Consider the following 26,609-nt stretch of genomic DNA (forward strand, 5'->3'; position numbering starts at 1 on the left):
AAATATTAATTTTATAAAGTTTTTTTATTTTCATTTTTTTTCTTATTTTCGATTTCTTGTTGTTGTCTTTCTTTTTCAGCTTTTTCGGATTCTTTTTTTAATTTATTAGCTGCAATTTTTTCTTTTATTCTTGCTATTTCTTTTTCTCTTTTATTTTTTTCATCCATAAAAATCCCTTTCTTACTACTTTTTTTGGCATATTTATTCTTATACATCTAAAATAACCAAAATAAGTGTACATTTTTTAGAAAAAAAATAAATATAAAATATTAAAAAAGTCACTCTTTTTAAAAGAGTCACTAAAAAATTAAATTTAAATAGAGCTTTTAATTGAATGGCATTGGAGGGTATATTCCTGTACTTGTTGATGGTTGATTATTTATATCATTTGCAAATTGATATGGATTGTCAATAGGAAATTCTTCTATTGATGTTTTGTCATCAGTTTCTTTTTCATTTGATGATTTTTCTGATTCTATTTGTTGTGATAAAACTTCTTCAATACCAGAATCTTCAAATTCTTCTTCCTGATATTTTTTAAACAATTCATCAAAAGTTGTGAATTTCCCATTGTTTTCTAATTTTTCTAAATGTTTTTCAAGAAAAACTGCTTCTTTTTTAGTAAAACCACAACAACTAGTTAATATTTCTGTTATTTTTTTTATAGTTATTGGTTGATTAAATACATCTTTATAAAAATCAGAAATAGCAAAAGCAATCATATCAATTGCTGTTACACCAATTGAAAATCCTAATGTTGTTCATCTAACAAATTTTTCATAAAATAATTTTGTGGCTTTTTGAAATCCATATTCAGTAACTAATGCAGCTTCTGTTTTAACAGCATTAACAGTACAAGTGACTGATAAAAATAAAGGGATTGCCATTAATATTTTTTTATATCTAGTTTGTTTTTCAACTCATTTTGAAAGTTTTTCAGGACAAAGATTAGTTGGAATTCCTAAGTTTGTTAAACCCGATTTAAAAATATTATTAATTGGTCTCATAACAAAATAACGACTTATATTTGCTGCTAAAGCACCTGTAGTAAAAATGTCTTTCGTGATTCAATCATGTAAATTAAAATCTTCTTTAGAAGTATTTTCTGATGAACCAGTTAGAATAATATGACTACCTGCCCATGTTAGTGTTTCTAAAGTTAAATTAACTAAAAGATTACGTCCTCAATTAGTTACTAATGTTATTGGTTTATTATTTTGTTGTTCCATAGTTTTAATTGTTTTATTTGCTAAAGATATTACTTGTTTAATTTCAATATCATTATTAGCATTATTATTTTCATTTTGTGAATTAATAATTAGTTTTTTAATTCGTTCAATTTCTTTTTTAAAATTTGGATGATATTCAAATTCTGTTTCTACACAATTTTCAATTTGATTAAATTTTTGTATTAAATCATTAAGTATGGAAATATTTGAAGAATATTTCATTAATTTTTGATGGTCTTCTTCAAATAAAAGTGTTTCAAATATTTCTTTATATTTTTCAAAGTCACTGGTATTAAATTGATTGATTTCAATGGGATTTGTTTTGTTTTTTTTATTAAAAAAAACATCTCGTGATCAACTTGAAGCTGCTGAAGTAAAAAATGTGCCAAGTGCAGTATCAAGTAATACCATAACATAATTTTGTCAATTTCAAAATATAGCATCAATATAATCTTGGGATGTGTGTTCTTTACCATCAATGGGAAAATTAGAAACTACTCTTTGTAAATTTTTACCAGTAAGTCCAATATAAATTTCTAATAATCCTAAAAATTTATATGCAATATTTCTTATTATTTCTGGTTTTGTTTGATCAATAAAATTTTGTATTATTGTTAAATATTTATATAGTTTTAATAAAACATTTAAATCTCTATTATTAGAATTTTCTTTAAATAATTTTAATTGTTCATTAAGTGAGTTGGTATTTGTTATAAATTTATTAAGATTATTAATAGTTTTTATAGTAATACCTTCTAAGAATTGATCTTCAAGTGATAATTTTCTTTCTTTTTTTTGAAAAGTTTTTAAATCTAAATTATCATCAATATATTCATCAACATCATTGTATTCTTTTTTATATATTTCTATTGTATTTCTATTAAAGTTTATTTTTAATAATTCTAAAATCACTATAATTACTGTTCCATTTTTTTCAACAAATGTTACTTTTTGTCAGTATTGATTGTTATTAATGGTAATAGTGCTTTCATTAAAAAAAGTTAAACTATCAAAGTTATTTCTAATTTGGGTTTCATATTTTCAATTTCCATTATCATCGAGTTTTTTTTGTGTTGTTCCTCCATAACGACTACTACAATTTATTCAATTATTTTCTTCACTATCTTCTATTTCGATGATTGTACTTGAACTATTAAGACTTTCAGTGCTACTTGAATTACTATTATTTATAGAAGGTTGTTGCTGGGTAATTCCATAATTAGTATGTTTATTTTTTTCTAATAAAGGTTTTTTTTCTTCTTTTGGCATTTTATTTTCTCCTTTAAGTATAAAAGTCCTATTTTGTTTTTATAAACAAATAGGACTTAAAAATATATTTAAACTAAAAATATATTTAAACATATATTTAAACATATATCTGATTTGGATTATATCATTTATTTAATAGTTTTTAAATAAAAAATATCTTTTTATATATAGTTAATAAAAATTAAGTTCTAATTATTTATTTAAAAAATTCAGTAAATGATTTTTTGCTATGACGTTCAAGAAATTTATTAAATTCAATTGTTTTTTCATTTTTAATTTTTTCTAAAAATATATTAACTTCTTTTCCAGTACCTAATGGAATTGTATTAGTGTCAATACCTTTTATTTTTTTAATTTCTTCTAAAAATAAATAACGACTAATAATAGTACTACAAGCGATAGCTAAATACTTATTTTCTGCATTAGTAACAAATTGAACTTTATCTTTAATAATTTTATTACGATTATCTTTCATATTTTCAATGTATTTGTAATATGTATCTTCATTAATATATTGATCAATAACTATAGTATCATATTGAATTCTATGTTGTAACATACGAACTAATGCTTGATTTTCTCCTCAGGTTTTAATAATATTGGGGCTATAACCCGCATCAATTCATTGATTATATTTACGATTGTTAATGATTACTGACTCAAAAATAATTGTTTTCATAATATCTTGTGCTAATTCAATAAATTTACTTTGTGATAAGTCTTTATAATCGCGAATGTTAAGTAAACGTAATTTTTCTAAATTACCCGAACCAATATAAGAACTAATAATAACAAGTGGACCAAAAAAATTATTAATACCAAATTCAGCATTGCCAATGACTGGTGATTGATTTTCATCAAGTTGATTTCAAATTCTACGATATTCTGCAATAATATCCTCTTTAGTACCTTTAAAAATAACTTTTTCTTGATAAATTTCAATTGTTATATTATGATATTGAAATAATTCATAACTACTATTTTTATTATCAACTTTATAGTTTTGGTAGTGTTCTTTAATTAATGATTTTTGTTTTTGATTTAAGTAAAATGTCATTAATATACCACCATCTTTTCAAAATTTATTTGATTTATTGAAATTAATATCACACTTTCTTTCATATTAATTATATAATAAAAACAAGGATTTTAGGGTTTTAACCTTTTATTTTATATAAGGAGTTAACAATGCGTAGTGTAGGTATAGATATTATTGAAGTAAATCGAATAGAAAATATTGAAGAATTTGCTAAAAGAATTTTAAGTAAGAAAGAAATTATACTTTTTAATCAATATTCTTTACAACGTCAACAGGAATTTTTGGCAGGAAGATGAGCATTAAAAGAAGCAATTTTTAAGGCATTACCACAAGAAAAGTTAACATTTAAAAATATTGATATTAGTTATAATCAATATAATCAACCAATAACTATCATTAAGAATTATCAATTACTTTTATCTTTATCACATAATGAAACTAATGCAATTGCAATTGCAATTGTTATTTAATAAAAAGAAAGTAAGGTGTTTTATTAAAATGTATATGATTGATTTAATCTCTAAAAAGAAATTAGGACAAAGTTTAAATAAAGAAGAACTAAAATTTTTAACAGAAGGTATTGTCAATGAAACAATACCAGACTATCAAATTAGTGCTTGAGCAATGGCTGTTTATTTTCAGGGAATGACTAATGATGAATTAGTAGAATATACAAAAGCTGTTATTAATAGTGGTGAAACCATGGATTTATCACAAATTACTAGTTTTAGTGTTGATAAACATTCAACTGGTGGTGTTGGTGATAAAACTAGTTTAGTATTTGGTCCATTAGCTGCTGCTTGTGGATTAAAGGTTGCAAAAATTTCAGGAAGAGGATTGGGTATTACTGGTGGTACTATTGATAAACTGGAAATAATTCCAAATTTTAAATGTGATTTGGCAATATCAGATTTTATTAAAGTTGTTAATAAAGTTGGTATGAGTATTATTAGTCAAACTAGTAATTTAGTGCCTGCTGATAAAAAATTATATGCACTACGTGATGTTTCAGGAACGGTTGATTCATTACCATTAATTGCTGCTAGTGTTATGTCTAAAAAAATAGCGATGGGTGCTGATTTAATTTTACTAGACATTAAATGTGGAAAAGGTGCCTTTGTTCAGGATATAGTAACTGCAAGAAAGTTAGCAAAATTAATGGTACATATTGGTAAAGCTTTTAATAAAAAAATTTATGCTATTATTAGTGATATGAATAAGCCTTTAGGACAAACAATTGGTAATGCACTAGAATTACAAGAAGTTATTTTAAGCTTAAAAAATAAAGGGCCAGAAGATTTGAAAATTCTTGTTAGTAATTTAGTAGCTTTAGCCTTATTGGGAGCTAAAAACGTAAAAACCTTAAAAGAGGGTATTGATAAAGCTAATGCTATGTTTACTAGTGAAAAACCACTACAAATTTTTTATGATTTTGTTAAAAGTCAAGGTGGAGATACTAAATATCTTGATAATATTTATAAATTACCACCAGCTAAATATATTATTAAAGTTAAGGCACAATTATCGGGCTATTTAGATGTTACTAATAATTATGCTTTAGGTGAATTATCAGTAATATTAGGAGCAGGAAGAACTACTAAAACTGATATCATTGATCCAGTGGCAGGAATTTATTTAAAACAAATTCATGGTCAAAAAGTTGAAAAAAATAGTGTAATTATGGAACTCCATACTAATAAAGATCAACATTTTCATCAACAATTTTTAGATTTGGCAATTTCTACATTTCAGATTACTAATAAAAAATACGATATTAAACCAATAATTTTAGAAATAATAATGTAATTTAGTTTAAAATTGTTTATAATGTTACAGTATTTTAAAAATATTAATTAAATGAAATGATAAGGAGCGTTTTTGTGAAATCTTTATTAAAATTACTGGGCACACTTGCTTTAGCAACAACACCAGTTGTAACAGTTGTTGCTTGTGGTAGTGAAAATAATCAAATGACTCCAAGTGATATTCTTAATTTTGCTGCCTCTTTTGTTACTGATAGTAGTGTGCAAATTAAGGCTGATCTTAATTTATCAAATGATACCAATATAGGAGAAATGAAAGGTAAAATTTTTAGCGAATTAGATACTTCTGTGAAAACAGCTATTGGTAACTTTTTCTCTAGTAAACTTAAAGAAAGTACCAATGAACATCCAACAAATTGATATCACCCTGATGCACATGTCAAAATTATGGACTATGTTCCAAAAAAAGATAATGATAATGATGAAAAAGACAAACCTAAGTTTGTTTTACCAACTGGTAGTGAATTAGTCAATGGTTATTTATGAGTAAAAGCAGAAATCTCTTATTTAAATTTACCATCAGTTACTAAAGATATTAAAATTACAATTAATAATGATACAAGTCATACTAGTGATCAAAAAAAAGCTGTTGCAATTAGAGACTTTATTAAAGAAGAAATTACTAAAGGTAATTTAAATATTAATGTTGAAAATTTACCAATTGATGGAAAAATTGATGCACCTTCAAAAGAAGAAATTGCTAGAACTCAGTTATCATATATTAAACAAAATTTAAATGTTGCCATTAAAGATAAAGTTCAATATTCTGGTTTAAGTTTAAGTTTTGAATTTTCAGGTGATTTTTCAAATGATGCTAAATCAACTTTATTTAAAATGACAGATCCAACGGTGACCAATAATGATGATAAATCAATTGTATTTAATGGTAATGTTAGTAATATTACTATTGATTTCTTAGTTGGTAATGATGGTAAATCTACTTTTAATACTGGTGATATTGAAAGTACTACTGCTATTAAGATTAACCAAACTTTTGTTGATGCAACAACACAAATTTCAAAAATATTTTCTGAGTGAACAGTTGATACAGTAAAGGAATTACCAAAAGCTTCAGATAAGTATTCAGATTATGACAAAGATGGAAAAATAAAAGAACAAGTTATAACAAATGGTTATTTTGCTAAAATTAATAAAATTTATACTATTCTTGCTTCTAAATGAAATGATAGTGTAATAACTATTACTAATCCTGAAAGTGGATTTAATCTTAATCCTAATGAAAAAAATGGTTATTTTAATTTAAACTTTAAATTAGAATATGATCTAAGTAAAGACTTTCCAGATATAAAGACAGCTTCAAAATTTGAAATATCTGCCGAAAATATTCATATTACGTTACGTGAAGTTAAATAATAATATTTAAATATATAATAACTTTTAAAACTTATTTTAATCATTAAAAAATTAAAAATAAGTTTTTTTTATTTATTAAAGATTAATCAAGTACTATACTATTAAATTAAGTTATAATTAATATTAATAAGTATAAAATGATATTGAGGGAACGAGAATAATGTTACAACCAGTAATTACAATTGAATCTTTTCAAGGACCAATGGATTTGCTTTTGCATTTAATTAAAGAAAAAAATATTGATATTTTAGATTTAAATCTAAATGATGTTACTAACCAATATGTTCATTTTATTAATGAAGAATTAATTAAAAACATTGATTTAGTAAGTGAATATTTACCGATTGCTGCTTATTTATTAGAATTGCAATCAAAACAATTATTACCAAAACAAGAACTAGTAGTAGATAGTGCTTATGAAAATGAAGTTAATCGTCAAAAATTAATTGCTCGTTTATTAGAATATAAAAAATTTAAAGAAATAAGTAATTATTTTAAAGAACAGGCTGTATATAGAACCCAATTATTAACAAAAGCACCTAGTGATTTAAAAACATATTTAGTTGATGAAATTACACCAATTTTGGTAAAAAATAATGTTAATAAACTAACACAAGCAATGTTAAACTTATTTAATAGACTGCAAAATGAAAATAAATTACCAGTTAATTTAGCATTAAACTTAATTTCAGCTGAAGATCGAGCTAAAGAAATTAAACAGTTACTGAAAAAAAATCCCAAGCAACACTTTACTTTAGAACAATTATTTTTTACTAAAATATTAACTTTACATTATTTTATTATTACTTTTATTGCAATTTTAGACCTTGCAAATCATCAAATGTTACATATTATACAAACTAATACTTTTACTGAAATTACAGTAATTTATCGAGGTGAGAAAAATGAATAATAGCAATTGAAAAACAAACGAAAGATTAGCAGTTTTACAAGGTTTATTATTTATTGCTGGTAATGAAGGCCTTGATTTATTAACACTTGCTGAATATTTAGAATTAACAAAAAAACCAAAAACTGTTGAAAATTTAATTGCATCTTTACAAATGAAATTAAATGATGATGATACCAGTGGTTTAAGTTTAATTAAAGTTGGTAATATTTATAAATTAACAACAAAACCTATTCATTATAATCACTATCAAGTATTAAAACAACAACCTTTAATACGTTTATCACAAGCAGCTTTAGAAACATTAGCTATTATTGCTTATAATCATCCAGTTACTAAACCACAAATTGAAGATATTCGTGGTGTAAATTGTGATTCTATTATTTTTAAACTAAAAAGTTTAAATTTAATTACCGAGATCGGTCGTAGTGAATTACCAGGAAAACCAATTTTATATGATTTAACTGATGAATTTATGGATCATTTTAATATCGAATCTTTAACTCAATTACCAACTTTGCCCCAATTTAATAACCAAAATGATGAACAAGAAATCTACAACTTTACTAATGAATAATGATTTAGAACGCTTGCAAAAAGTTATTGCTAATTCTGGAGTATGTTCACGAAGAAAAGCAGAATTACTAATTATTAATGGGCAAGTAACAGTTAATGGGCAAATTATTACAACGTTAGGTTTTAAAGTTACAAGTAGTGATGTTATTAAAGTTAATAATCAAATTATTAAGAAATCTAATCATATTTATTTAGTATTTTATAAACCACCCAATTGTTTAACAACAGTAAGTGATCCTAAAAATCGACCAACGGTAATGAATTATTTTACTAATATTAATAGTAGAATTTACCCAGTCGGTCGTTTAGATTTTGATACTTCAGGTTTGTTGTTAATGACTAATGATGGTGAATTTACTAATGCTATTATTCATCCTCGTTATAAAATAGATAAGGTATATGAATTATTGGCAAGTGGTATTTTGTCATCAAATGCTATTAAAAAACTACAAGACGGTATTATTTTATCAACTTCATTTACAACTTCTCCTGCTGTTGTTAAAATAATTTATAAAAATATAAAAAAAGAAAATACTTTACTACATCTCACTATTCATGAAGGACAAAATCAACAAGTTAAACGTATGATTAAAGCAGTAGGAAGTAGAGTAATTACTTTAAAGCGTTTACAAGTTGCTAATATTACTTTAAAAGGTTTAGCAATGGGTGAATATCGTTATTTGACAGAAGAAGAAGTAACAACATTGATGAAATTGAGTCAAAAGAGTTAAAATAAAAGAATAATTTATTTTTTAAATATAACAACTTTTTATATTTTCTGGGTTTGTCTTTATATCAAAAACCTTATTTATTTCAATAATATTATCAGCAAAATCTTTTGCTGTTTTTATTTCGTCTTGTAATTTTTTATTTGTAATAATATCATTTTTAAAATTTTTCAGTATTTCAATAAGATTATTTAAGTTTTGAAATTTATTTGTTTCTTTAGCAATAGCGTATTTTTGTTTTTCACAGATTTTAATACCGGTATCTATTCAATCTTGTAATTTTTTTATTTTTCATTTTTGTTTTGGAGTTATTAATGGTGGATTTTGATAATTGTTAATTGCATGATACATGCTTGTGTTAAAAACCATTATTCTTAATCCATTATTACTTAATTCTTGGTGAAAATATTTATTTAAGTTACCTTTATTATTTAAAAGATAATTAATAGCATTATGTGTTCCGCGATCTCAATTTCTTATGATTTTTTGAAAAAAAACTCAACTTTGTATTATTGGATTTATAGATCTTTGACTTTGAAGAATAAAATATTTAACACTTCTGAAACGAATACTTTCTGATGTAGCTAGAATTACTCCTATTAATGAGCATTTAATTTGATTTTCATTTAAGTTAGAATTTGTTAATAATAAAAAATCATTATGTATTGTTTGTCAAGAATAATTATTATGTGCCTGGAGTCCATTACTTGCTACATAACTTCCTACAAAATATAAAGATTGGTAAATAATATTTTTTATATTAGGATTTATTAATGTGCTATCTTCAAAATAATAATAAGTTGTTTCAAAAGTAAATCCTTGTAGGTATAAACTTTTTGAACAAAAAAATAATTTTAACGTTTTTTGTTCAATATTTACAGTAATTGAAAAGTAATCATATTGTGCTTTTTGATTTATATAATAAAACTCTGAGTTAGCATTTGAACCATATGTATTTGGCATTTTTAATAAAATAGTTTCTATATATAATTCTTTAATAATATGATTTAATTTTTTAAAAAATATTATAGGATTATCATTTAAAACTTCTAAAATTGTTATTGTATGAAAAATACTTGAGTGGATTATTTCTTCTTCATCAAATTTTTCTTTTTCTTTTTCTTTTCAATCTTTTTTTTCAAAATTTGATTTTTTTGGCATATTTAATTTCCCTTTCAAAATAAAAACCCATTTACTTTTTATGAAAGTAAATGGGTTAAAAACTAATATTTAGTTATATACAGTATAGAAAATAAAAAAATTTGTCAACTTTAGAATCTTTTATATTATTTCAAAATAAGTCAAATTTCAAAAAAAGTAATAATAAAAACTTTAATAGTGTTAAAAGCATTTTTTATGTTTTTTAGATAATCATTTATTATTATTATTTATAGTTTATTTTAAAAATTAAAATAAATGAATTTTTTTTGAAAGGAAAAAAATGAAAGAAGAACATTTAAAAGAGATAAATGAAAAAATATTAAATATAAAAAAAATTATATAAACGTAATAATGAAATTTTAAATGAAATCATATTTAATAGAAATAACTATTGTGACGAAGAGATAGATATGATAAAAGATTCAATTTTAGAACAAAATTATAATTTTCAAGAAATAAAAATTCAACTTTTAGAACATCAAAACTTTTTATTAAGTAAAAATATAAATAATGAATTCTTAGTTAATAATCTCGAGTTAGAATTATCAATCAATAAATTCTGATATAAATTTTCTATTAAACTTTATAAAAAAGAAAAAGAAATAGTTAAATATTGAAAAGAACAGTATTTTGAATGTTATAAAAAACAATTTTTTGTAAAGAAAAACTTAGAAAATGATAACAAAATATCAAATTTTGTTATTAAAAAAATTAATAAAGATGTACAAAATATTTCGGTTTCAACTCCTTCATTAAAAGTACATACATTAAAAATGTAAAATATATAACACGCTATTTTTTAATAAAATCATTTAAAAATCTAGAATTTAATTTTTTTTAAATTATGATATAATCACTTTAAATTAATTAAATTAAATTAATTAAGTATCATTTTTGTTTTGTGTTTGCTTTTATAATTTTTTATGTTAAGATTTGTTTGTTATTAAAATGTATAAAATTAGTTTTTAAAAGCTAGATTGTGAAGTTTTATATATGGATATTCAACAAGATTTTTATATCAAAAAGCTTTTTTATGCTTCTTATGTTAAAAACGTTGTTTTACCTATTTCTTTTTTAAATAATGTTGGAAATATTAGGGGTAAATCTTATGTTGGTAATAAACAGAAATTAAGAAATAATACTTCTCGTACTAAAACTAATTTGATACAAAAAGCTTTACATAATTTTTGTGATAGTCAAATGTTAAGTTTTCTTACTTTAACTTATAAAGATAATATGCAAGATATTAGGAAAGCAAAAAAAGATATTCGTTTATTTTTTCTTAAATTAAAGAAATGATGAAATGACCCTAAACGTTCTAAATATTTAGGTGAATTAAAACATTTTTATGTTTATGAATATCAAACTCGTGGAGCAGTTCATTTTCATATATTGTTTAATCGTAAAATACCTTACAGTATGATAATTGATTGATGACCACATGCTGAAAAACAAGGAATTAAGTTAATTGTTGTTAAAAAAGGTACAAATGAGTTTGTTATTAAATATTTAGGTAAATATGTTACAAAAGCATTAGATGATGTTAAGTCTTTAAATCAAGCAGATATAGGTATAAAAGCTTATGCTTTTAGTCGTAATTGTAAAAATCCTATTGTAGTTCGTGGAATTAAAAAAATGAGAATTCAAGATATAATTAAAGCAAGTTTTAATGCAACAAATGTATTTTATTTTAAATCTCAAAGAGATAGTAGTGGTGATACTGTTATGATTGGTGGTATTATTGAAAGTACTGTTGTAAATGATTGTTTTAAAGATTATGAAGATTATGAAAAATATGTATATTTAAGTGCTTTATCGCATAATCATTATTTACGGACTAGTGAAATAGGTTATTTAATTCAAAGAGATAAAGATGTTTTGACTTGGATTGATAAAGTTTTTGGTAACAAAGTTGAGATAATAGATTTTAAGAAAAAAGTTTTACATTAGAAGAAAAACTTAATTTTTTTATAATTTTACTTGTATATATATATATATATATATATAATGGTTAATGAACATTAGTAATTTTCACAATCATTACTGATGTTCATTTTTTTATTTTTATTGTATTTTTATTTTTTTATGATATATTATTATTAAGCGTAGGTTACCCTACTATGCTTAACTTATTAAATTAATTTTTAATGATTGTGAAGGTTAAGTTTTTTTATGTTTAAAACTCAATTAGTTAATATTGAAAAAGATAAGATGATACCCGATAAAAATAATAAAGGTCAAACATTAAAGTTTGATGTTTTGAAGTTTGTAGAAATAAATAAACAAACAAGCGTGCCAACTGGTCAAACACGTGATAAATGATATAATCCAGAATTTGCTAGTGATTTTAATAATTGTTTATCTACTGTTGATTTAAAAGTTGGCAATTTTTATTCACTTGAACTTGATTTAAGCGGTAATATTAAAAAACTTTCTAATTGAAAATAGTTATTTATTAAAAGGGTAATTTTAAATAATTATTAATATGTTAGGACTTAAGTTTAAATTATGGCTAAAAATGATAATTGTTCATGTGAGCAAGCATTTCATTTAGCGATTTATATATGTAAACTTTGTGACCAAGTTATTTGTCCTAAAAGAGTTTTACAAAACTTATATACTAGAAAATATTATTGTCCAAATTGTATATTAGATATTGCTTTAAATAAGGCAATGAGACAGCAAGAAAGTAAGTTAAATTATGAGACATAAGTGTAGTGATTGAACTTATGAACGAGTATGTGGTTGTGAAATGTGTTACAGAGTTGCTAATGAAATGGAACGAATAAGAAAAGAGAATAAAAGAAACAAGTAAAAATTGAATAAGGGGCTTATATATGGATTATATATTTTTCATTAAGCCCCAATGGATTAGATTATAATTCATAAATAAGCTCCTTATTGCTATATAAAGTAAGGAGTTTTATTTATGCCTAATGAGTTAGAACAAACTAGTAATTATACTTTAACTAAAATTTTAAGAACTGGAATAAGTCCATTAAGTGCTATGGTAGGTGTTAGTGCTTATTATGGTCAATATTTAAAAGACCCAGTATTAGGTTCTATAAATTCTTTGTTATTTAGTAAAAAGTTAGGAATTGATATATGGAATATTAATCAAAGACCAACTACTAGAAATAAAGTTATTAATAGTTATAAAAAGATATTTTTAGGTTTAGGAACAATTGGATTAATTAATTATGCTAAGTTTGTTCAGTATGTAAATAAGTCAGTTTCTTTATTAAGAGATGAACCTTGTTTTTGGCCACCTTGTCCTACTGAACCACCTAAACCAACGTATCCACCATTTACAACTGTTAAACCTATAATTGATGTTCCTTTTGTAGATTGAGATACTTATATATCTTTAAATAGTTTTGGTATAGCAAATGTTATTAGTGGTTTAACTGAATTAATACCTAATAGATTTGAAACTATACGTAAAATAGCGAATATGTGGACTGGTGGTTGTTTGATTAGTAGTGGGGTTGCTATGGGAATTAATAATAATTTTAATAATTATTTTGCTATTCCTACGATTATTGCCGGAGCAAGTGAGATTATAAATACTTTATTGTTACCGTTAGGAAATACAGATAATAATACAGAATTACAAGAAGTATTTACAGATGAAAGAGCAAGATTGATTAATGGTAGTGTTAATGATTATCAAAGTACAGATGACGGTATGGTTGATGTTGATTTAAATGATGATAGTATGTCTGAGATTAATTTAGATAGAGCAAGTTTAAATTGGGATTATTCTTATGCTTATACGTTAGGTGGTGTTTAAAATGGATTTTAAGGAGATTATAAAATATGCTTTATATATTGGTGGGTTTTGTCTTATACTTTGATTTTGTCGTAATTGAATACATGAGGGTATACAGAAATTCAAACATAAAAAACATGTAAAGGAAAAAGAAAATGACCCTGATTGTACTTTTTGTCGTAAAGATTTTGAAAAAAAGAAACGTAAATTAGAAATGGAAAAACAACAAAAAGAATTAGAGAAAGGGGGTGATTAGGGAATGTTTAGTAATCTGTGTGACTTACAAAAATAACTATGTTTAATTAATTCTAGTAAATATAATTTATATATCTAGAAAGAGTGAGTTACAGATGGCTAAAAAAGATATTGTTAATAACAATGATCCAATATCAAAAGCAGTAGATTTATTATTAGAAAATACTGAGGATTTAACAACAGTTTTTAAAGAGGGAGGCTTATATAAAGAATTAACTAAACGATTGGTAGAAAAAATGTTGAATTCTGAGATGCAAAATTATTTAGGACACGAAAGAAATCAACGCAGTAATAATGACAATGTTCGTAATGGTACAACATCAAAAAAATTAATAACTCAACAAGGTAAAATTGAAATTGATGTACCAAGAGATCGCAATAGTAATTTTGAACCAGTAATAATCACAAAAAGACAGAGAAGATTTGATGGTTTTGATCAACAAGTTCTTTCACTATATGCAAAAGGTATGACTTTATCAGATATTAGAATGCAGTTGCAAGAGTTATATCATGGCGCAGATATTAGCGAAAGCGTAATTAGTCAAATTACTGATGATGTCAAAGCATGGCAAAATCGTCCATTAGATAGTGTTTATCCAATCATTTATTTTGATTGTATCGTAGTTAAAGTACGTCAGGATAAACGTATTATTAACAAATCAGTTTATATAGCTTTAGGAGTTGATTTAGAAGGTAAAAAAGATGTTTTAGGTTTATGAATTAGTGAAAATGAAGGTGCTAAATTCTGATTAAATAATTTTACAGAAATGAAAAATCGAGGCTTAAATGATATTCTTATTGCTTGTAGTGATAATTTAACAGGCATGTCAGAGGCAATACAATCAGTTTATCCTAAAACTGAACATCAATTATGCATAGTTCAGAGGCTTTTTAGTAATCTGTGTTTCTTTGTTTTACAAAGTACTAGTTCAGATTAATTCTGTCTTCAAATTTTATCATAAAATGAGCAATTGCTGTATTTCAATTTTGAATAGGCAATGTTCATTTTTTTGTGATATTTTCAATTGCTAAGTAAAAAATTTTAAAAACTGCCATATCATTAGGAAAAACTTTTACCAGTTGTTAATACTTTGGTACAAACTATTTATATGCAGTATTTAAGTTCTTTTGCTGGATTACATACTGTGACACTTTTTATTAAGTCGTTTTTTTATGATAGTTTATACACTTTACCTTTGCCTATTCTTGCTTTAATAAATGTTAGTTTTGTATTTTATTTAATTTTAGGATTATTTAGATTTACAAGACATTAGGATGTGAAATTATGTTTATACCTTTTATTACAACAGTTATGCATTTATTTGCTTCAATTTTTATGAAGTTTTTTAGTTTTCCACTTGGTGATTTAGGTTTTAATTTAGGTACGTTAATGATATTTTTAATTTTGCTTAGATTTGCATTTAGGGTTATTTTACCCGAATTAATGTTACCAACATTAGGTTTAGGTTATGGTGTTAAGAAAATTGGTAAGGCTTCTGTTTCAGTTGGTAAAGAAATTGCTAAGGGTCATAAACAAACACAAGATGTTAGTGGAATAAAAGTAGGTAATTAATTATGTCTAATTTTGTTCTTAGTATATTACATTTTATTTTTATATTTTCTAGTAAAGATATTCAAATATTTTTAAATCAACCAAATATTACTAATGAAGTTTATATTTTGTTTAATTTGACTTTTTGATTAGTATTAGGTGTATTTTTTAATTTTATTTATCGTAGTATTAAATTTGTTTTTAGGTCATTGTTTGGGTAGGTGTTAAGTATGAGTGTTTTAGAAATTTACAATAAAATACATCAATGTATAGTTGATTATTGAACTATGTTTATAGGTAATCCAGTTGATGATTTTACTACTATTTTATGAAATTTAGTAGTTTATGGAACACAGTTTTTTATTGGATTTGTTTTGTTTTATGGTTCATGGTGAATTTTAAAATGTTTATTTGGTAAATAATTATGTGATTTAAGTTTGCTAAATTATTTTTTGTTGTAAATACTTCTGTTCAAGCACCCACTAGTTTAATTGTTTCAAATGACCCTAATGTCGTTAATTATGATATTACAAAAGAAATGGTTAAACATGTTAAGTATCATAATTTTGATGATTGAGCAACAATACCATGAAATTCTGCTTATTTTGATGTTGACCAACCGGATTTAAAATTAGTAAGTGGTGAATTTATAGGTAATAATGAAGTTTTATATACGTGTTATTATTATAGTGATACAGTTGGTGTTCCGTCACAAATGATAGATATGGGAACTGGCGTTTATACTTTTAATAGAAAACAATTAGATGAATTTTCACGTATTATGTTTAATCATAATTATGTTGCAAAGAATAATACTAATAATTTAAATTTTGTTAATACTGGTAAAAGTATTATAAATTTTCAAACACAGTTAAATTTTGAAATTGATAAACCTTTGAGTTTTTATATTCAAGGTTTTATGTTTTATTTTGAATATGAATATTTTAAAACTTTTACTGCTAATTTTACTTTTAGTTTTTTAGATTATGTTGGTGATACAAAATATGTTTTTAAAGGTAAAGTGGATAATGATATTTATCAACAAGATTTATATAATTTTGTTACTATGCCTATTCGTGTTCCAAATTTAAGACATTTAACAGTATTTTTTGATGTTCATGGTGAATCAACTAGAGCAACTTTTTCACCACAGTTGAATTTTGGTCAAATTAATATTTTTTCAAGTGAGAAAGTAACACCAGTACCGCCAAATAGTCCTTTTAACCCTGAGTATGAGCGTGTTAGTTGATATGATGTTTTTTGGTCATTTACGTAATGCTTTTAGATGAGTACTTTATGGTGTTGTTGGTAAAGTTTTACCGGTGGAACCATTAAGAGAATTTTTTACTAAACTTGACGGATTATTGAGACGTATTTTTGATGATACTATTAGTTCTGTTTTAAATGTTGATTTTACTAGTGGTTTAGAACAAGTTTTAACATTGTGAGTATTTTTAAAAGCAGTTGGATTTTTAGTTGGTTAGGAGTTGATAAATAATGCCTTGATATGGTTATTTACTTTTAGGAATTTTATTATTAATAATATTATATCCATTTTTAATAACTAGAAAAAATATAAAGATATTACAACGTGTAGGTAGTTATATTATTTCAGCACCACCACGTACTGGTAAATCTGCTCTTGCTTGTTGTTTAGCACAAAAACATAAAGGTAGGGTAGTGAGTCCTATTCCTATTAAAGTACATAATGAATATAGTTATCGTTGTTCTTATGATGATGTTTTTAAATTTAATCAATTAAATAGTAATTATGCTTTTAAAGAGTGTGATATGGTTGTTTTAGATGAGTTAGGTTTGAAAATTAATAGTAATGATTTGTCGCCCGAATTTAAAGAAACACAAGAAAGTTTAGGAATGTTTTGTAAGTTAATAGGTCATAATTTTAATGGAATTATGTATATGATTGAACAACACCCCGATAGAATACCAAAACAAGCACGTGAAAAAGTAGAGTATATTGTTCAAGTTAAAAGAATGCGTATTTTGTTATTTTTAGTTAAGTTTAAACTAAATATTTATACTAATGTTGATGATTATAATAAAGTTGTATTATCTAAAAGACAAACAAAGCGAATAATTAAACGTGGTGGATTAGCACCTAGTTATAGTGGTAAAACTATGACTTTTAGTTTATGATTTCCTAAGTCTTATTTACAGAAATATAATAGTCGTGCTTTGAATTATATTCATTCGTTGAAAAGTGAATTAAGTAGTGTTAAAGACTATGAACAGTCACAAACATTAGATTTTACTGTTGATGATATTAGAGCAGTAGGATTAGATAAGTTGGATAATATATTACAAACTGAAAATACTGTATGTCGTGCTTGTTATTATAGAAATAAATATTCTCAGAAAAATAAGAAAAATGTTAAAATGAAATCATAAAATTAATATAGTTTTTAACCCATTACTTTATTTTTAAGTAAATGGGTTTTTATTTTGAAAGAAAGGTTAAAAGATTATGTGAAATTGAAATAAACAAAATAATGATTCAAATAGAGAACAATGAGAAAAACAAAAAGAAAGAGAAAGAGAAGCAGAAAAACAAGCTAAGCAATTAGAAAAAATAAAAGAATGAGAAAAACAAAAAGAAAGAGAAAGACAAAAAGACCAAGAAAAAAGAAATGAATTAATGAAAAGACAAGAAGAAGAAAAAAGAAAACGAGAATATGAAAAACAAAAAGAAAGAGAAAGAGAAGCAGAAAAACAAGCAAAAGAAATAGAAAGAATTAAAAAGTACGCTGAAGAACAGCAAAGAAAAAGAGAAGCTGAAAAAGAAAGGATAATGAAAGAAGCAGAAAAACAAAAAAGAGCTGATGATTTAAAAGAAAGAGGTAGAAGAGCTGAAGCCGAAGAGCAAAGAAAAAGAGAAGCTGAATATCAAAGAAACAAAGATTTAAAGTCTGGAAAACGTTTTAATCCATTTATGTAAAAAAGAAAGAGGTAAAAAAGTTATGGATACAAAAAATAAATATTTAAAACAAGAAAATAAATTATTTAAACAAAGATTAGAATTAGTTAGAAAAAAATTAGCGCTTAGCAGTAATGAAAATTTAAGTGTTGATGATCAATTAAAATGAAATCAGTTATTTAATGGTAAATCATTTAAAGTTAATATCAATAAAATTAATTCTATGAATTTACAAAATGAACCTTCAACAAGCGAAAATAAACAAAATTCACCTAAAATGTAAATAAACTTATATTATTGGTCGGAGCCAACCAGAACCTTGGTTGGTTGGCCGCGGGGTTTAGCCCCGCTGGGGTGAGTTGCGAAGCAACGAGGGGCAAAGCCCCTATTACTTGGTTATCGAAATATGTTAAGGGGTTAAAATATGACAAGAAGTTTAAAAAAGAAAGTAGATAATAAATTTATTAAAAAGTCAAATGTGATTGTTCGTGCAGTGACAAATGAGTGTGCTGGAATTATAACTCAAAGATTATTTAACTTTGCTATTTTATCAATTAAAAAAGAATACAAAGAATTTAATGGAAAAATTAAGTTTTGAGGCTTTTTAGTAATCTGTGTTTCTTTGTTTTACAAAGTACTAGTTCAGATTAATTCTGTCTTCAAATTTTATCATAAAATGAGCAATTGCTGTATTTCAATTTTGAATAGGCAATGTTCATTTTTTTGTGATATTTTCAATTGCTAAGTAAAAAATTTTAAAAACTGCCATATCATTAGGAAAAACTTTTTTATTTCTAATAACTTTTCGTAATTGGCTATTAACAGATTCAATAGCATTTGTAGTATAAATTACCCTTTTAATTTCTGCTGGATAACTAATAAAAACCATTAAATTTTCTCAATTTTTATATCAAGATTTAGCAATTTGTGGATATTGTTTATTTCATTTACTTTCAAATGATTCTAAAGCTTGCATTGCTTGTTCTTCACTACATGCTGTATAAATTGGCTTTAAATCGATAACTAGAGACTTTCGATGTTTGTATGAAACATATTTTAAGCTATTTCTAATTTGATGAACTATGCATAATTGATGTTCAGTTTTAGGATAAACTGATTGTATTGCCTCTGACATGCCTGTTAAATTATCACTACAAGCAATAAGAATATCATTTAAGCCTCGATTTTTCATTTCTGTAAAATTATTTAATCAGAATTTAGCACCTTCATTTTCACTAATTCATAAACCTAAAACATCTTTTTTACCTTCTAAATCAACTCCTAAAGCTATATAAACTGATTTGTTAATAATACGTTTATCCTGACGTACTTTAACTACGATACAATCAAAATAAATGATTGGATAAACACTATCTAATGGACGATTTTGCCATGCTTTGACATCATCAATGACATCATCAGTAATTTGACTAATTACGCTTTCGCTAATATCTGCGCCATCATATAACTCTTGCAACTGCATTCTAATATCTGATAAAGTCATACCTTTTGCATATAGTGAAAGAACTTGTTGATCAAAACCATCAAATCTTCTCTGTCTTTTTGTGATTATTACTGGTTCAAAATTACTATTACGATCTCTTGGTACATCAATTTCAATTTTACCTTGTTGAGTTATTAATTTTTTTGATGTTGTACCATTACGAACATTGTCATTATTACTGCGTTGATTTCTTTCGTGTCCTAAATAATTTTGCATCTCAGAATTCAACATTTTTTCTACCAATCGTTTAGTTAATTCTTTATATAAGCCTCCCTCTTTAAAAACTGTTGTTAAATCCTCAGTATTTTCTAATAATAAATCTACTGCTTTTGATATTGGATCATTGTTATTAAGATTATCTTTTTTAGCCATCTGTAACTCACTCTTTCTAGATATATAAATTATATTTACTAGAATTAATTAAACATAGTTATTTTTGTAAGTCACACAGATTACTAAACATTCCCAAATTTTTTCACTATATGCAAAAGGTATGACTTTATCAGATATTAGAATGCAGTTGCAAGAGTTATATGATGGCGCAGATATTAGCGAAAGCGTAATTAGTCAAATTACTGATGATGTCATTGATGATGTCAAAGCATGGCAAAATCGTCCATTAGATAGTGTTTATCCAATCATTTATTTTGATTGTATCGTAGTTAAAGTACGTCAGGATAAACGTATTATTAACAAATCAGTTTATATAGCTTTAGGAGTTGATTTAGAAGGTAAAAAAGATGTTTTAGGTTTATGAATTAGTGAAAATGAAGGTGCTAAATTCTGATTAAATAATTTTACAGAAATGAAAAATCGAGGCTTAAATGATATTCTTATTGCTTGTAGTGATAATTTAACAGGCATGTCAGAGGCAATACAATCAGTTTATCCTAAAACTGAACATCAATTATGCATAGTTCATCAAATTAGAAATAGCTTAAAATATGTTTCATACAAACATCGAAAGTCTCTAGTTATCGATTTAAAGCCAATTTATACAGCATGTAGTGAAGAACAAGCAATGCAAGCTTTAGAATCATTTGAAAGTAAATGAAATAAACAATATCCACAAATTGCTAAATCTTGATATAAAAATTGAGAAAATTTAATGGTTTTATTAGTTATCCAGCAGAAATTAAAAGGGTAATTTATACTACAAATGCTATTGAATCTGTTAATAGCCAATTACGAAAAGTTATTAGAAATAAAAAATTTTGAGGCTTTTTAGTAATCTGTGTTTCTTTGTTTTACAAAGTACTAGTTCAGATTAATTCTGTCTTCAAATTTTATCATAAAATTAGCAATTGCTGTATTTCAATTTTGAATAGGCAATGTTCATTTTTTTGTGATATTTTCAATTGCTAAGTAAAAAATTTTAAAAACTGCCATATCATTAGGAAAAACTTTTTTATTTCTAATAACTTTTCGTAATTGGCTATTAACAGATTCAATAGCATTTGTAGTATAAATTACCCTTTTAATTTCTGCTGGATAACTAATAAAACCATTAAATTTTCTCAATTTTTATATCAAGATTTAGCAATTTGTGGATATTGTTTATTTCATTTACTTTCAAATGATTCTAAAGCTTGCATTGCTTGTTCTTCACTACATGCTGTATAAATTGGCTTTAAATCGATAACTAGAGACTTTCGATGTTTGTATGAAACATATTTTAAGCTATTTCTAATTTGATGAACTATGCATAATTGATGTTCAGTTTTAGGATAAACTGATTGTATTGCCTCTGACATGCCTGTTAAATTATCACTACAAGCAATAAGAATATCATTTAAGCCTCGATTTTTCATTTCTGTAAAATTATTTAATCAGAATTTAGCACCTTCATTTTCACTAATTCATAAACCTAAAACATCTTTTTTACCTTCTAAATCAACTCCTAAAGCTATATAAACTGATTTGTTAATAATACGTTTATCCTGACGTACTTTAACTACGATACAATCAAAATAAATGATTGGATAAACACTATCTAATGGACGATTTTGCCATGCTTTGACATCATCAATGACATCATCAGTAATTTGACTAATTACGCTTTCGCTAATATCTGCGCCATCATATAACTCTTGCAACTGCATTCTAATATCTGATAAAGTCATACCTTTTGCATATAGTGAAAGAACTTGTTGATCAAAACCATCAAATCTTCTCTGTCTTTTTGTGATTATTACTGGTTCAAAATTACTATTACGATCTCTTGGTACATCAATTTCAATTTTACCTTGTTGAGTTATTAATTTTTTTGATGTTGTACCATTACGAACATTGTCATTATTACTGCGTTGATTTCTTTCGTGTCCTAAATAATTTTGCATCTCAGAATTCAACATTTTTTCTACCAATCGTTTAGTTAATTCTTTATATAAGCCTCCCTCTTTAAAAACTGTTGTTAAATCCTCAGTATTTTCTAATAATAAATCTACTGCTTTTGATATTGGATCATTGTTATTAAGATTATCTTTTTTAGCCATCTGTAACTCACTCTTTCTAGATATATAAATTATATTTACTAGAATTAATTAAACATAGTTATTTTTGTAAGTCACACAGATTACTAAACATTCCCAAAATTTTTTCCTAATGATATGGCAGTTTTTAAAATTTTTTACTTAGCAATTGAAAATATCACAAAAAAATGAACATTGCCTATTCAAAATTGAAATACAGCAGTTGCTCATTTTATGATAAAATTTGAAGACAGAATTAATCTGAACTAGTACTTTGTAAAACAAAGAAACACAGATTACTAAAAAGCCTCAAACCATCAAATCTTCTCTGTCTTTTTGTGATTATTACTGGTTCAAAATTACTATTACGATCTCTTGGTACATCAATTTCAATTTTACCTTGTTGAGTTATTAATTTTTTTGATGTTGTACCATTACGAACATTGTCATTATTACTGCGTTGATTTCTTTCGTGTCCTAAATAATTTTGCATCTCAGAATTCAACATTTTTTCTACCAATCGTTTAGTTAATTCTTTATATAAGCCTCCCTCTTTAAAAACTGTTGTTAAATCCTCAGTATTTTCTAATAATAAATCTACTGCTTTTGATATTGGATCATTGTTATTAAGATTATCTTTTTTAGCCATCTGTAACTCACTCTTTCTAGATATATAAATTATATTTACTAGAATTAATTAAACATAGTTATTTTTGTAAGTCACACAGATTACTAAAAAGCCTCGGATTATACCATTTATCTCTTACTTTACCAGTTATTCTTCAACTTCGCGAATAGAACCTTTTGAACTTTTCTTATTTTTAGTATCATATTGCTTAGTAATTTTTTCAACTGTTCTTGTTCCAAAAACTTTTGTTATATACTCAGGACTTTCAACATCGCTTACTTTGTGAGCAATTATATTTCCTACATTTCCAAAAATAGTATTTAAAAGTTTTTTCTTGTCTGTTGATAAATCATCTGTAACTTGAAAACATAAAAAGCATTGATAGTTAAAACTTCGAGTCTTATTAATTAAATTGATAATGCTATCACTTGCAAAAACGTTAAATTCATCTAAAAGCAAATTAATGTTTTTATTTAAGAGAGTTATTTGAAAATAGTAATAAAAAAATAATTAATTTACAAATGATGTTGATTTTACGAATGCTAGGAATTGAACTTTCAGCAGTTCAGTCATACAACGAGCATAAACAAGAAAAAGATTGAAAACGAATTATCATTGCTGTTGATGAAGCACACTTACTTGCAAATGAAAACAACAGCGTTGCCTTAGACTTTTTATTTCACCAGTTGTGCCAGTCATTGCTGTAAATGTAATTCCATCAGTACTTTTTCATAAACCACTATAATTTCCAACATAAATATCACCATTTGGGGCAGTTGAAACAGAAGTTATGGAAACATCATTTGGTATTCCAGTTACTTGTTCAAATTTAATTCCATCAGTACTTTTTCATAAACCACTACCCACACCAACTCAAACTGTTCCATCTTTTGAAATATCAATACAATTTGGTGGATTTGAAATTTTGCTAGTTATAACTAATTTAAAATTTATACCATCTGTTGAATTATAAATAGTAACACCAAAACCCTCAATACCAACTCAAACTGTTCCATCAGGAGCAACCGCAATAGAAGTTATGGAAACATCATTTGATAATCCAGTTACTTGTTCAAATGTAACTCCATTAGTACTTTTTCATAATCCTTTTCCATCTGTGCCAGCATAAATTGTTCCATTTGGGGCAGTTGAAACAGAAGTTATGGAAACGTTATTAAGTATGCCATTAATTAATTGCTTAGGTACAAATGGGTTGATATCATTTTCATTTTGAATACTAATATCTTTATTATTTATTTGATTTGATTTAAAACCATTATTTATAATAGTGTTTGTAAACATTGGTTTTAAATTACTTGCACTTGTTCCAACTAATGCACTAAGAGTGATTGTAATTAGTAATTTTTTCATTATTTGTTCTCCTCTTGTTGTAATGATAATTCTAATTTAGAAGAAATGTTAATATTTTTTGATTCAGAAATTTCATTTTTAATATTTTGTTTTTTTACCATTGCAGTTTTTTGATTATTAAATTTCAATAACATTTTATTAGTTTGTAATATTTTTTCTTTAATTTCTTCTATTGTTGATTTATTATGTTTGATTTCGTTTTCAATTTTCCCATTTCAATCATAAAATCCAAAACTTATTATTTTTAAAAAAATATTTTTAAATTTTCCATATTTTTGTTTTTTAAAATTTAATATATTTTGATTACATTTTTCTATAACTTCATTAAATTCTTTTATTTTTTTATGAAGTTGCTTTTCTTTTTTAGTCATTTTTTTTATTCTCCTTATTTTTTGCTATTATATTGAAATTTTTAGTACTTAACGAAAGTTTTTTATTATCATTATCAATACTAATAATTTCAACTTTTATTGTTTCACCATTTGAAAAATAATCTTCTACATTATTTACAAAACTGTTACTTATATTAGAAATATGTATTAATCCTGTGTAATGATTGGGGCATTTACAAAAAACACCAAAACTTACAATATTATTAATGGTTGCTTCAATAATATCTCCAATTTTAAACTGTGCTTGTTCCATTTTGTTTCAACTCCTTAGATTTTTATAAAATTAATTAAATCTGAAATAACTTGACTTTGTGAAGTATTTTTTAACTTTGCAATCTTTTTTAATTTTTCAACATCATGTTTTGATAAATAAAAAGTTGTATAAATTTTTTTTCTCGATTTCCTGATTTAATTATTTCAAGATTACTTTGTTCTTCTAAACTTAAATTTTCTAAATTATCTGTTTCATTAATAACTAACTTATTTTTCTCTTGTTTTGGTTTTAATTCTAAATCTTTATTTCAATTTTTAAAAGCATCTAATTTAGGTTCTTTTTTATTCATTATTCTTCATCCTTTCTTTCTTTTAATAAGTTTAATTCTTTACATAAATCAAAATATATTTTTGAATGAATATTTTTAGGATTGTTTAATATTACTGGTAAATTAAAAAACGTTATAGTTTCAGCTTGTTTTATTGATATTGGTACATTTGTTTTAGTAATAATTATTTTTTCTTTTTTCATAAATTCTTGTATATAATCATTAGTTGAAAAATTCATATTTTCTACAAAAAATATATCTTTTAAAGATATACTCACATTAAAAATTTTATCAGTATATTTTTCATTTAAAATATTATCTTTTTGTATTGAAATATTACTAATATTTGCATTTATAACTTCATTATTAGATGAAACTATGAAAAAAATATTAGTTATTTTACAAAATATATTTTTTATATAACTTAAAAATATAATTTGATTAGTAGGAGTACATCTATCCAATTCATCAAAAATTACTACAATTTTATTTTTGTTTACAAAACTGTTTAATTCATTAATTATTTCTTCAATAATTTCTTTCATTAGTTTTTGATTATTAATTTTCTTGCTAGATTCGTAACCTATTCCAGGAGTAAATTCTCAATCATAGTATTTAATTCTTAAACTAAAATTTAATTTTCTAATCTTTGTTATTTCTTGTTGCTTTTTTTGCTCATTAATTTTTGAAAAAGAAATTAATTTATTAGCAATATCATTTATTAAATCAAAATATGGATCTGATGAAGTTTCATATTCTCATAAATTTATTATTAAAAATTTTGGTTTTTCAATAGCATTTTTGTATTGATAATAATTTTCTAAATTATTTACAATTGTACTTTTACCACTACCTCATGAACCATTTATATTCAATATATTAGCAATAATTTCTTCATCATTTAAATTTGTGATTTTATTTAATTTTAAATTATCAAAAAATAATTTAATTCTTTTATTAATTAATTTGATAATTGGTATCATATTCATCTTATCATTAGCAGATTTTAAAATTTTTATCATTATTATTCCTTTTTAGGTATATGCCTTTATTTGGCTCATATTTGCTGTTTTTAGCG

At 24.4% G+C, this 26,609-nt stretch carries 30 protein-coding genes and 6 pseudogenes; 22 read left to right on the top strand and 14 right to left on the bottom strand.

All coding sequences use genetic code 4. The features are described 5' to 3' along the window. Nucleotides 1–11: 11 nt before the first annotated feature. From SPIRDC1_RS00095 to SPIRDC1_RS00105, 3 genes are all read right to left on the bottom strand, one after another. Nucleotides 12–167, bottom strand: coding sequence for a hypothetical protein (locus SPIRDC1_RS00095; protein WP_174479916.1), 156 nt, complete (start codon nt 165–167; stop codon nt 12–14). A 159-nt stretch (nt 168–326) separates the two neighbouring features. Further along, nucleotides 327–2,498 carry a hypothetical protein gene (locus tag SPIRDC1_RS00100; RefSeq protein ID WP_174479917.1) on the bottom strand — a complete coding sequence of 724 codons (2,172 nt, stop codon included), beginning with the start codon at nt 2,496–2,498 and terminating at the stop codon, nt 327–329. Between the two features lie 196 nt (nt 2,499–2,694). Next, entirely contained in the window at nt 2,695–3,555 is an 861-nt protein-coding gene (locus SPIRDC1_RS00105; protein ID WP_174479918.1) for a ribonuclease HIII, read from the bottom strand. Nucleotides 3,556–3,686: 131 nt separating this feature from the next. Here SPIRDC1_RS00105 and acpS point away from each other — a divergent pair, with 131 nt between their 5' ends. The 6 genes from acpS (at nt 3,687) to SPIRDC1_RS00135 (ending at nt 8,951) form a co-directional block, all read left to right on the top strand. Beyond that, nucleotides 3,687–4,007, top strand: coding sequence for a holo-ACP synthase (gene acpS, locus SPIRDC1_RS00110; protein ID WP_174479919.1), 321 nt, complete (start codon nt 3,687–3,689; stop codon nt 4,005–4,007). Between the two features lie 28 nt (nt 4,008–4,035). After that, nucleotides 4,036–5,343, top strand: a complete 1,308-nt coding sequence (locus tag SPIRDC1_RS00115; protein ID WP_174479920.1) for a thymidine phosphorylase — start codon at nt 4,036–4,038, stop codon at nt 5,341–5,343. Nucleotides 5,344–5,417: 74 nt separating this feature from the next. Continuing rightward, on the top strand, nt 5,418–6,734 hold the full coding sequence (locus tag SPIRDC1_RS00120; protein WP_174479921.1) for a hypothetical protein: 1,317 nt from the start codon (nt 5,418–5,420) through the stop codon (nt 6,732–6,734). 160 nt (nt 6,735–6,894) lie between these two features. After that, on the top strand, nt 6,895–7,647 hold the full coding sequence (locus SPIRDC1_RS00125) for a segregation/condensation protein A (protein WP_174479922.1): 753 nt from the start codon (nt 6,895–6,897) through the stop codon (nt 7,645–7,647). Continuing rightward, nucleotides 7,640–8,221 carry an SMC-Scp complex subunit ScpB gene (scpB, locus tag SPIRDC1_RS00130; RefSeq protein ID WP_174479923.1) on the top strand — a complete coding sequence of 194 codons (582 nt, stop codon included), beginning with the start codon at nt 7,640–7,642 and terminating at the stop codon, nt 8,219–8,221. The genes SPIRDC1_RS00125 and scpB overlap by 8 nt, the downstream gene beginning before the upstream one ends. After that, nucleotides 8,214–8,951, top strand: coding sequence for a pseudouridine synthase (locus SPIRDC1_RS00135; RefSeq protein WP_174479924.1), 738 nt, complete (start codon nt 8,214–8,216; stop codon nt 8,949–8,951). The genes scpB and SPIRDC1_RS00135 overlap by 8 nt, the downstream gene beginning before the upstream one ends. A gap of 21 nt (nt 8,952–8,972) precedes the next feature. Here the strand turns inward: SPIRDC1_RS00135 and SPIRDC1_RS00140 are convergent, their stop codons facing one another. Next, nucleotides 8,973–10,109, bottom strand: coding sequence for a ribosome-inactivating family protein (locus SPIRDC1_RS00140; RefSeq protein ID WP_174479925.1), 1,137 nt, complete (start codon nt 10,107–10,109; stop codon nt 8,973–8,975). Between the two features lie 410 nt (nt 10,110–10,519). Between SPIRDC1_RS00140 and SPIRDC1_RS00145 the strand changes: the two genes are divergently transcribed. From SPIRDC1_RS00145 to SPIRDC1_RS00175, 7 genes and pseudogenes are all read left to right on the top strand, one after another. Further along, nucleotides 10,520–10,888, top strand: coding sequence for a hypothetical protein (locus tag SPIRDC1_RS00145; RefSeq protein ID WP_174479926.1), 369 nt, complete (start codon nt 10,520–10,522; stop codon nt 10,886–10,888). A gap of 214 nt (nt 10,889–11,102) precedes the next feature. Continuing rightward, the gene (locus SPIRDC1_RS00150; RefSeq protein WP_174479927.1) at nt 11,103–12,059 is read left to right on the top strand and encodes a rolling circle replication-associated protein; all 957 of its coding nucleotides are present in this window, start codon (nt 11,103–11,105) and stop codon (nt 12,057–12,059) included. Between the two features lie 222 nt (nt 12,060–12,281). Then, nucleotides 12,282–12,557, top strand: coding sequence for a hypothetical protein (locus SPIRDC1_RS00155; protein ID WP_174479928.1), 276 nt, complete (start codon nt 12,282–12,284; stop codon nt 12,555–12,557). A gap of 60 nt (nt 12,558–12,617) precedes the next feature. Further along, complete coding sequence (locus tag SPIRDC1_RS00160; protein ID WP_174479929.1) at nt 12,618–12,821, top strand: hypothetical protein; 204 nt, start codon at nt 12,618–12,620, stop codon at nt 12,819–12,821. Between the two features lie 217 nt (nt 12,822–13,038). Then, nucleotides 13,039–13,902 (top strand): hypothetical protein, encoded by an 864-nt coding sequence (locus tag SPIRDC1_RS00165; RefSeq protein ID WP_174479930.1) that lies wholly within the window; start codon nt 13,039–13,041, stop codon nt 13,900–13,902. Nucleotide 13,903: 1 nt separating this feature from the next. Next, nucleotides 13,904–14,137 carry a hypothetical protein gene (locus SPIRDC1_RS00170; protein WP_174479931.1) on the top strand — a complete coding sequence of 78 codons (234 nt, stop codon included), beginning with the start codon at nt 13,904–13,906 and terminating at the stop codon, nt 14,135–14,137. A 94-nt stretch (nt 14,138–14,231) separates the two neighbouring features. Further along, nucleotides 14,232–15,038: pseudogene (locus SPIRDC1_RS00175) on the top strand (IS256 family transposase); the annotation flags it as partial. A 22-nt stretch (nt 15,039–15,060) separates the two neighbouring features. Here the strand turns inward: SPIRDC1_RS00175 and SPIRDC1_RS10125 are convergent. Beyond that, nucleotides 15,061–15,210: pseudogene (locus SPIRDC1_RS10125) on the bottom strand (IS256 family transposase); the annotation flags it as partial. Nucleotides 15,211–15,421: 211 nt separating this feature from the next. Here SPIRDC1_RS10125 and SPIRDC1_RS00185 point away from each other — a divergent pair. The 7 genes from SPIRDC1_RS00185 (at nt 15,422) to SPIRDC1_RS00215 (ending at nt 18,906) form a co-directional block, all read left to right on the top strand. Beyond that, on the top strand, nt 15,422–15,709 hold the full coding sequence (locus tag SPIRDC1_RS00185; protein ID WP_174479933.1) for a hypothetical protein: 288 nt from the start codon (nt 15,422–15,424) through the stop codon (nt 15,707–15,709). A gap of 209 nt (nt 15,710–15,918) precedes the next feature. After that, entirely contained in the window at nt 15,919–16,110 is a 192-nt protein-coding gene (locus SPIRDC1_RS00190; RefSeq protein WP_174479934.1) for a hypothetical protein, read from the top strand. A gap of 2 nt (nt 16,111–16,112) precedes the next feature. Beyond that, a complete protein-coding gene (locus SPIRDC1_RS00195) occupies nt 16,113–16,964 on the top strand; it encodes a hypothetical protein (RefSeq protein WP_174479935.1) in 852 nt (283 codons plus the stop codon). Then, nucleotides 16,939–17,172 (top strand): hypothetical protein, encoded by a 234-nt coding sequence (locus SPIRDC1_RS00200; RefSeq protein ID WP_233214947.1) that lies wholly within the window; start codon nt 16,939–16,941, stop codon nt 17,170–17,172. The genes SPIRDC1_RS00195 and SPIRDC1_RS00200 overlap by 26 nt, the downstream gene beginning before the upstream one ends. Before the next feature lie 13 nt (nt 17,173–17,185). Beyond that, nucleotides 17,186–18,097, top strand: a complete 912-nt coding sequence (locus SPIRDC1_RS00205) for a hypothetical protein (RefSeq protein ID WP_174479937.1) — start codon at nt 17,186–17,188, stop codon at nt 18,095–18,097. Between the two features lie 76 nt (nt 18,098–18,173). Next, nucleotides 18,174–18,644, top strand: a complete 471-nt coding sequence (locus tag SPIRDC1_RS00210) for a hypothetical protein (protein ID WP_174479938.1) — start codon at nt 18,174–18,176, stop codon at nt 18,642–18,644. 22 nt (nt 18,645–18,666) lie between these two features. Then, nucleotides 18,667–18,906 (top strand): hypothetical protein, encoded by a 240-nt coding sequence (locus SPIRDC1_RS00215; RefSeq protein WP_174479939.1) that lies wholly within the window; start codon nt 18,667–18,669, stop codon nt 18,904–18,906. Between the two features lie 354 nt (nt 18,907–19,260). On the opposite strand, the gene SPIRDC1_RS00220 is transcribed toward SPIRDC1_RS00215, so the two are convergent. Next, a complete protein-coding gene (locus SPIRDC1_RS00220; RefSeq protein WP_174479940.1) occupies nt 19,261–20,499 on the bottom strand; it encodes an IS256 family transposase in 1,239 nt (412 codons plus the stop codon). A gap of 94 nt (nt 20,500–20,593) precedes the next feature. On the opposite strand from SPIRDC1_RS00220, the pseudogene SPIRDC1_RS00225 reads away from it, so the two are divergent. Next, nucleotides 20,594–21,339: pseudogene (locus tag SPIRDC1_RS00225) on the top strand (IS256 family transposase); the annotation flags it as partial. Between the two features lie 45 nt (nt 21,340–21,384). Here the strand turns inward: SPIRDC1_RS00225 and SPIRDC1_RS00230 are convergent. Continuing rightward, a pseudogene (locus SPIRDC1_RS00230) lies at nt 21,385–22,622 on the bottom strand (IS256 family transposase). A gap of 96 nt (nt 22,623–22,718) precedes the next feature. Between SPIRDC1_RS00230 and SPIRDC1_RS10130 the strand changes: the two are divergent. Continuing rightward, a pseudogene (locus tag SPIRDC1_RS10130) lies at nt 22,719–22,868 on the top strand (IS256 family transposase); the annotation flags it as partial. Nucleotides 22,869–22,911: 43 nt separating this feature from the next. On the opposite strand, the pseudogene SPIRDC1_RS00235 reads toward SPIRDC1_RS10130, so the two are convergent. The 7 genes and pseudogenes from SPIRDC1_RS00235 to SPIRDC1_RS00265 form a co-directional block, all read right to left on the bottom strand. Then, nucleotides 22,912–23,247 (bottom strand): annotated as a pseudogene (locus SPIRDC1_RS00235) (transposase); the annotation flags it as partial. A 126-nt stretch (nt 23,248–23,373) separates the two neighbouring features. Beyond that, nucleotides 23,374–23,685: a TraM recognition domain-containing protein gene (locus tag SPIRDC1_RS00240; protein ID WP_174479942.1), complete on the bottom strand. Its 312-nt coding sequence runs from the start codon at nt 23,683–23,685 to the stop codon at nt 23,374–23,376. Between the two features lie 150 nt (nt 23,686–23,835). Beyond that, nucleotides 23,836–24,597, bottom strand: coding sequence for a WD40/YVTN/BNR-like repeat-containing protein (locus SPIRDC1_RS00245; RefSeq protein ID WP_174479943.1), 762 nt, complete (start codon nt 24,595–24,597; stop codon nt 23,836–23,838). Next, nucleotides 24,597–24,968, bottom strand: a complete 372-nt coding sequence (locus SPIRDC1_RS00250; protein WP_174479944.1) for a hypothetical protein — start codon at nt 24,966–24,968, stop codon at nt 24,597–24,599. Before SPIRDC1_RS00250 ends, SPIRDC1_RS00245 begins: the two co-directional genes overlap by 1 nt. Continuing rightward, nucleotides 24,961–25,242: a S1 RNA-binding domain-containing protein gene (locus tag SPIRDC1_RS00255; RefSeq protein ID WP_174479945.1), complete on the bottom strand. Its 282-nt coding sequence runs from the start codon at nt 25,240–25,242 to the stop codon at nt 24,961–24,963. The genes SPIRDC1_RS00250 and SPIRDC1_RS00255 overlap by 8 nt, the downstream gene beginning before the upstream one ends. A gap of 88 nt (nt 25,243–25,330) precedes the next feature. Continuing rightward, nucleotides 25,331–25,552, bottom strand: a complete 222-nt coding sequence (locus SPIRDC1_RS00260; protein WP_174479946.1) for a hypothetical protein — start codon at nt 25,550–25,552, stop codon at nt 25,331–25,333. Beyond that, entirely contained in the window at nt 25,552–26,553 is a 1,002-nt protein-coding gene (locus tag SPIRDC1_RS00265; protein WP_174479947.1) for a P-loop NTPase fold protein, read from the bottom strand. Before SPIRDC1_RS00265 ends, SPIRDC1_RS00260 begins: the two co-directional genes overlap by 1 nt. Nucleotides 26,554–26,609: the final 56 nt, after the last annotated feature.

It is taken from the genome of Spiroplasma endosymbiont of Danaus chrysippus (genome assembly GCF_902809815.1).
Lineage (GTDB): Bacteria > Bacillota_I > Bacilli_A > Mycoplasmatales > VBWQ01 > Spiroplasma_E.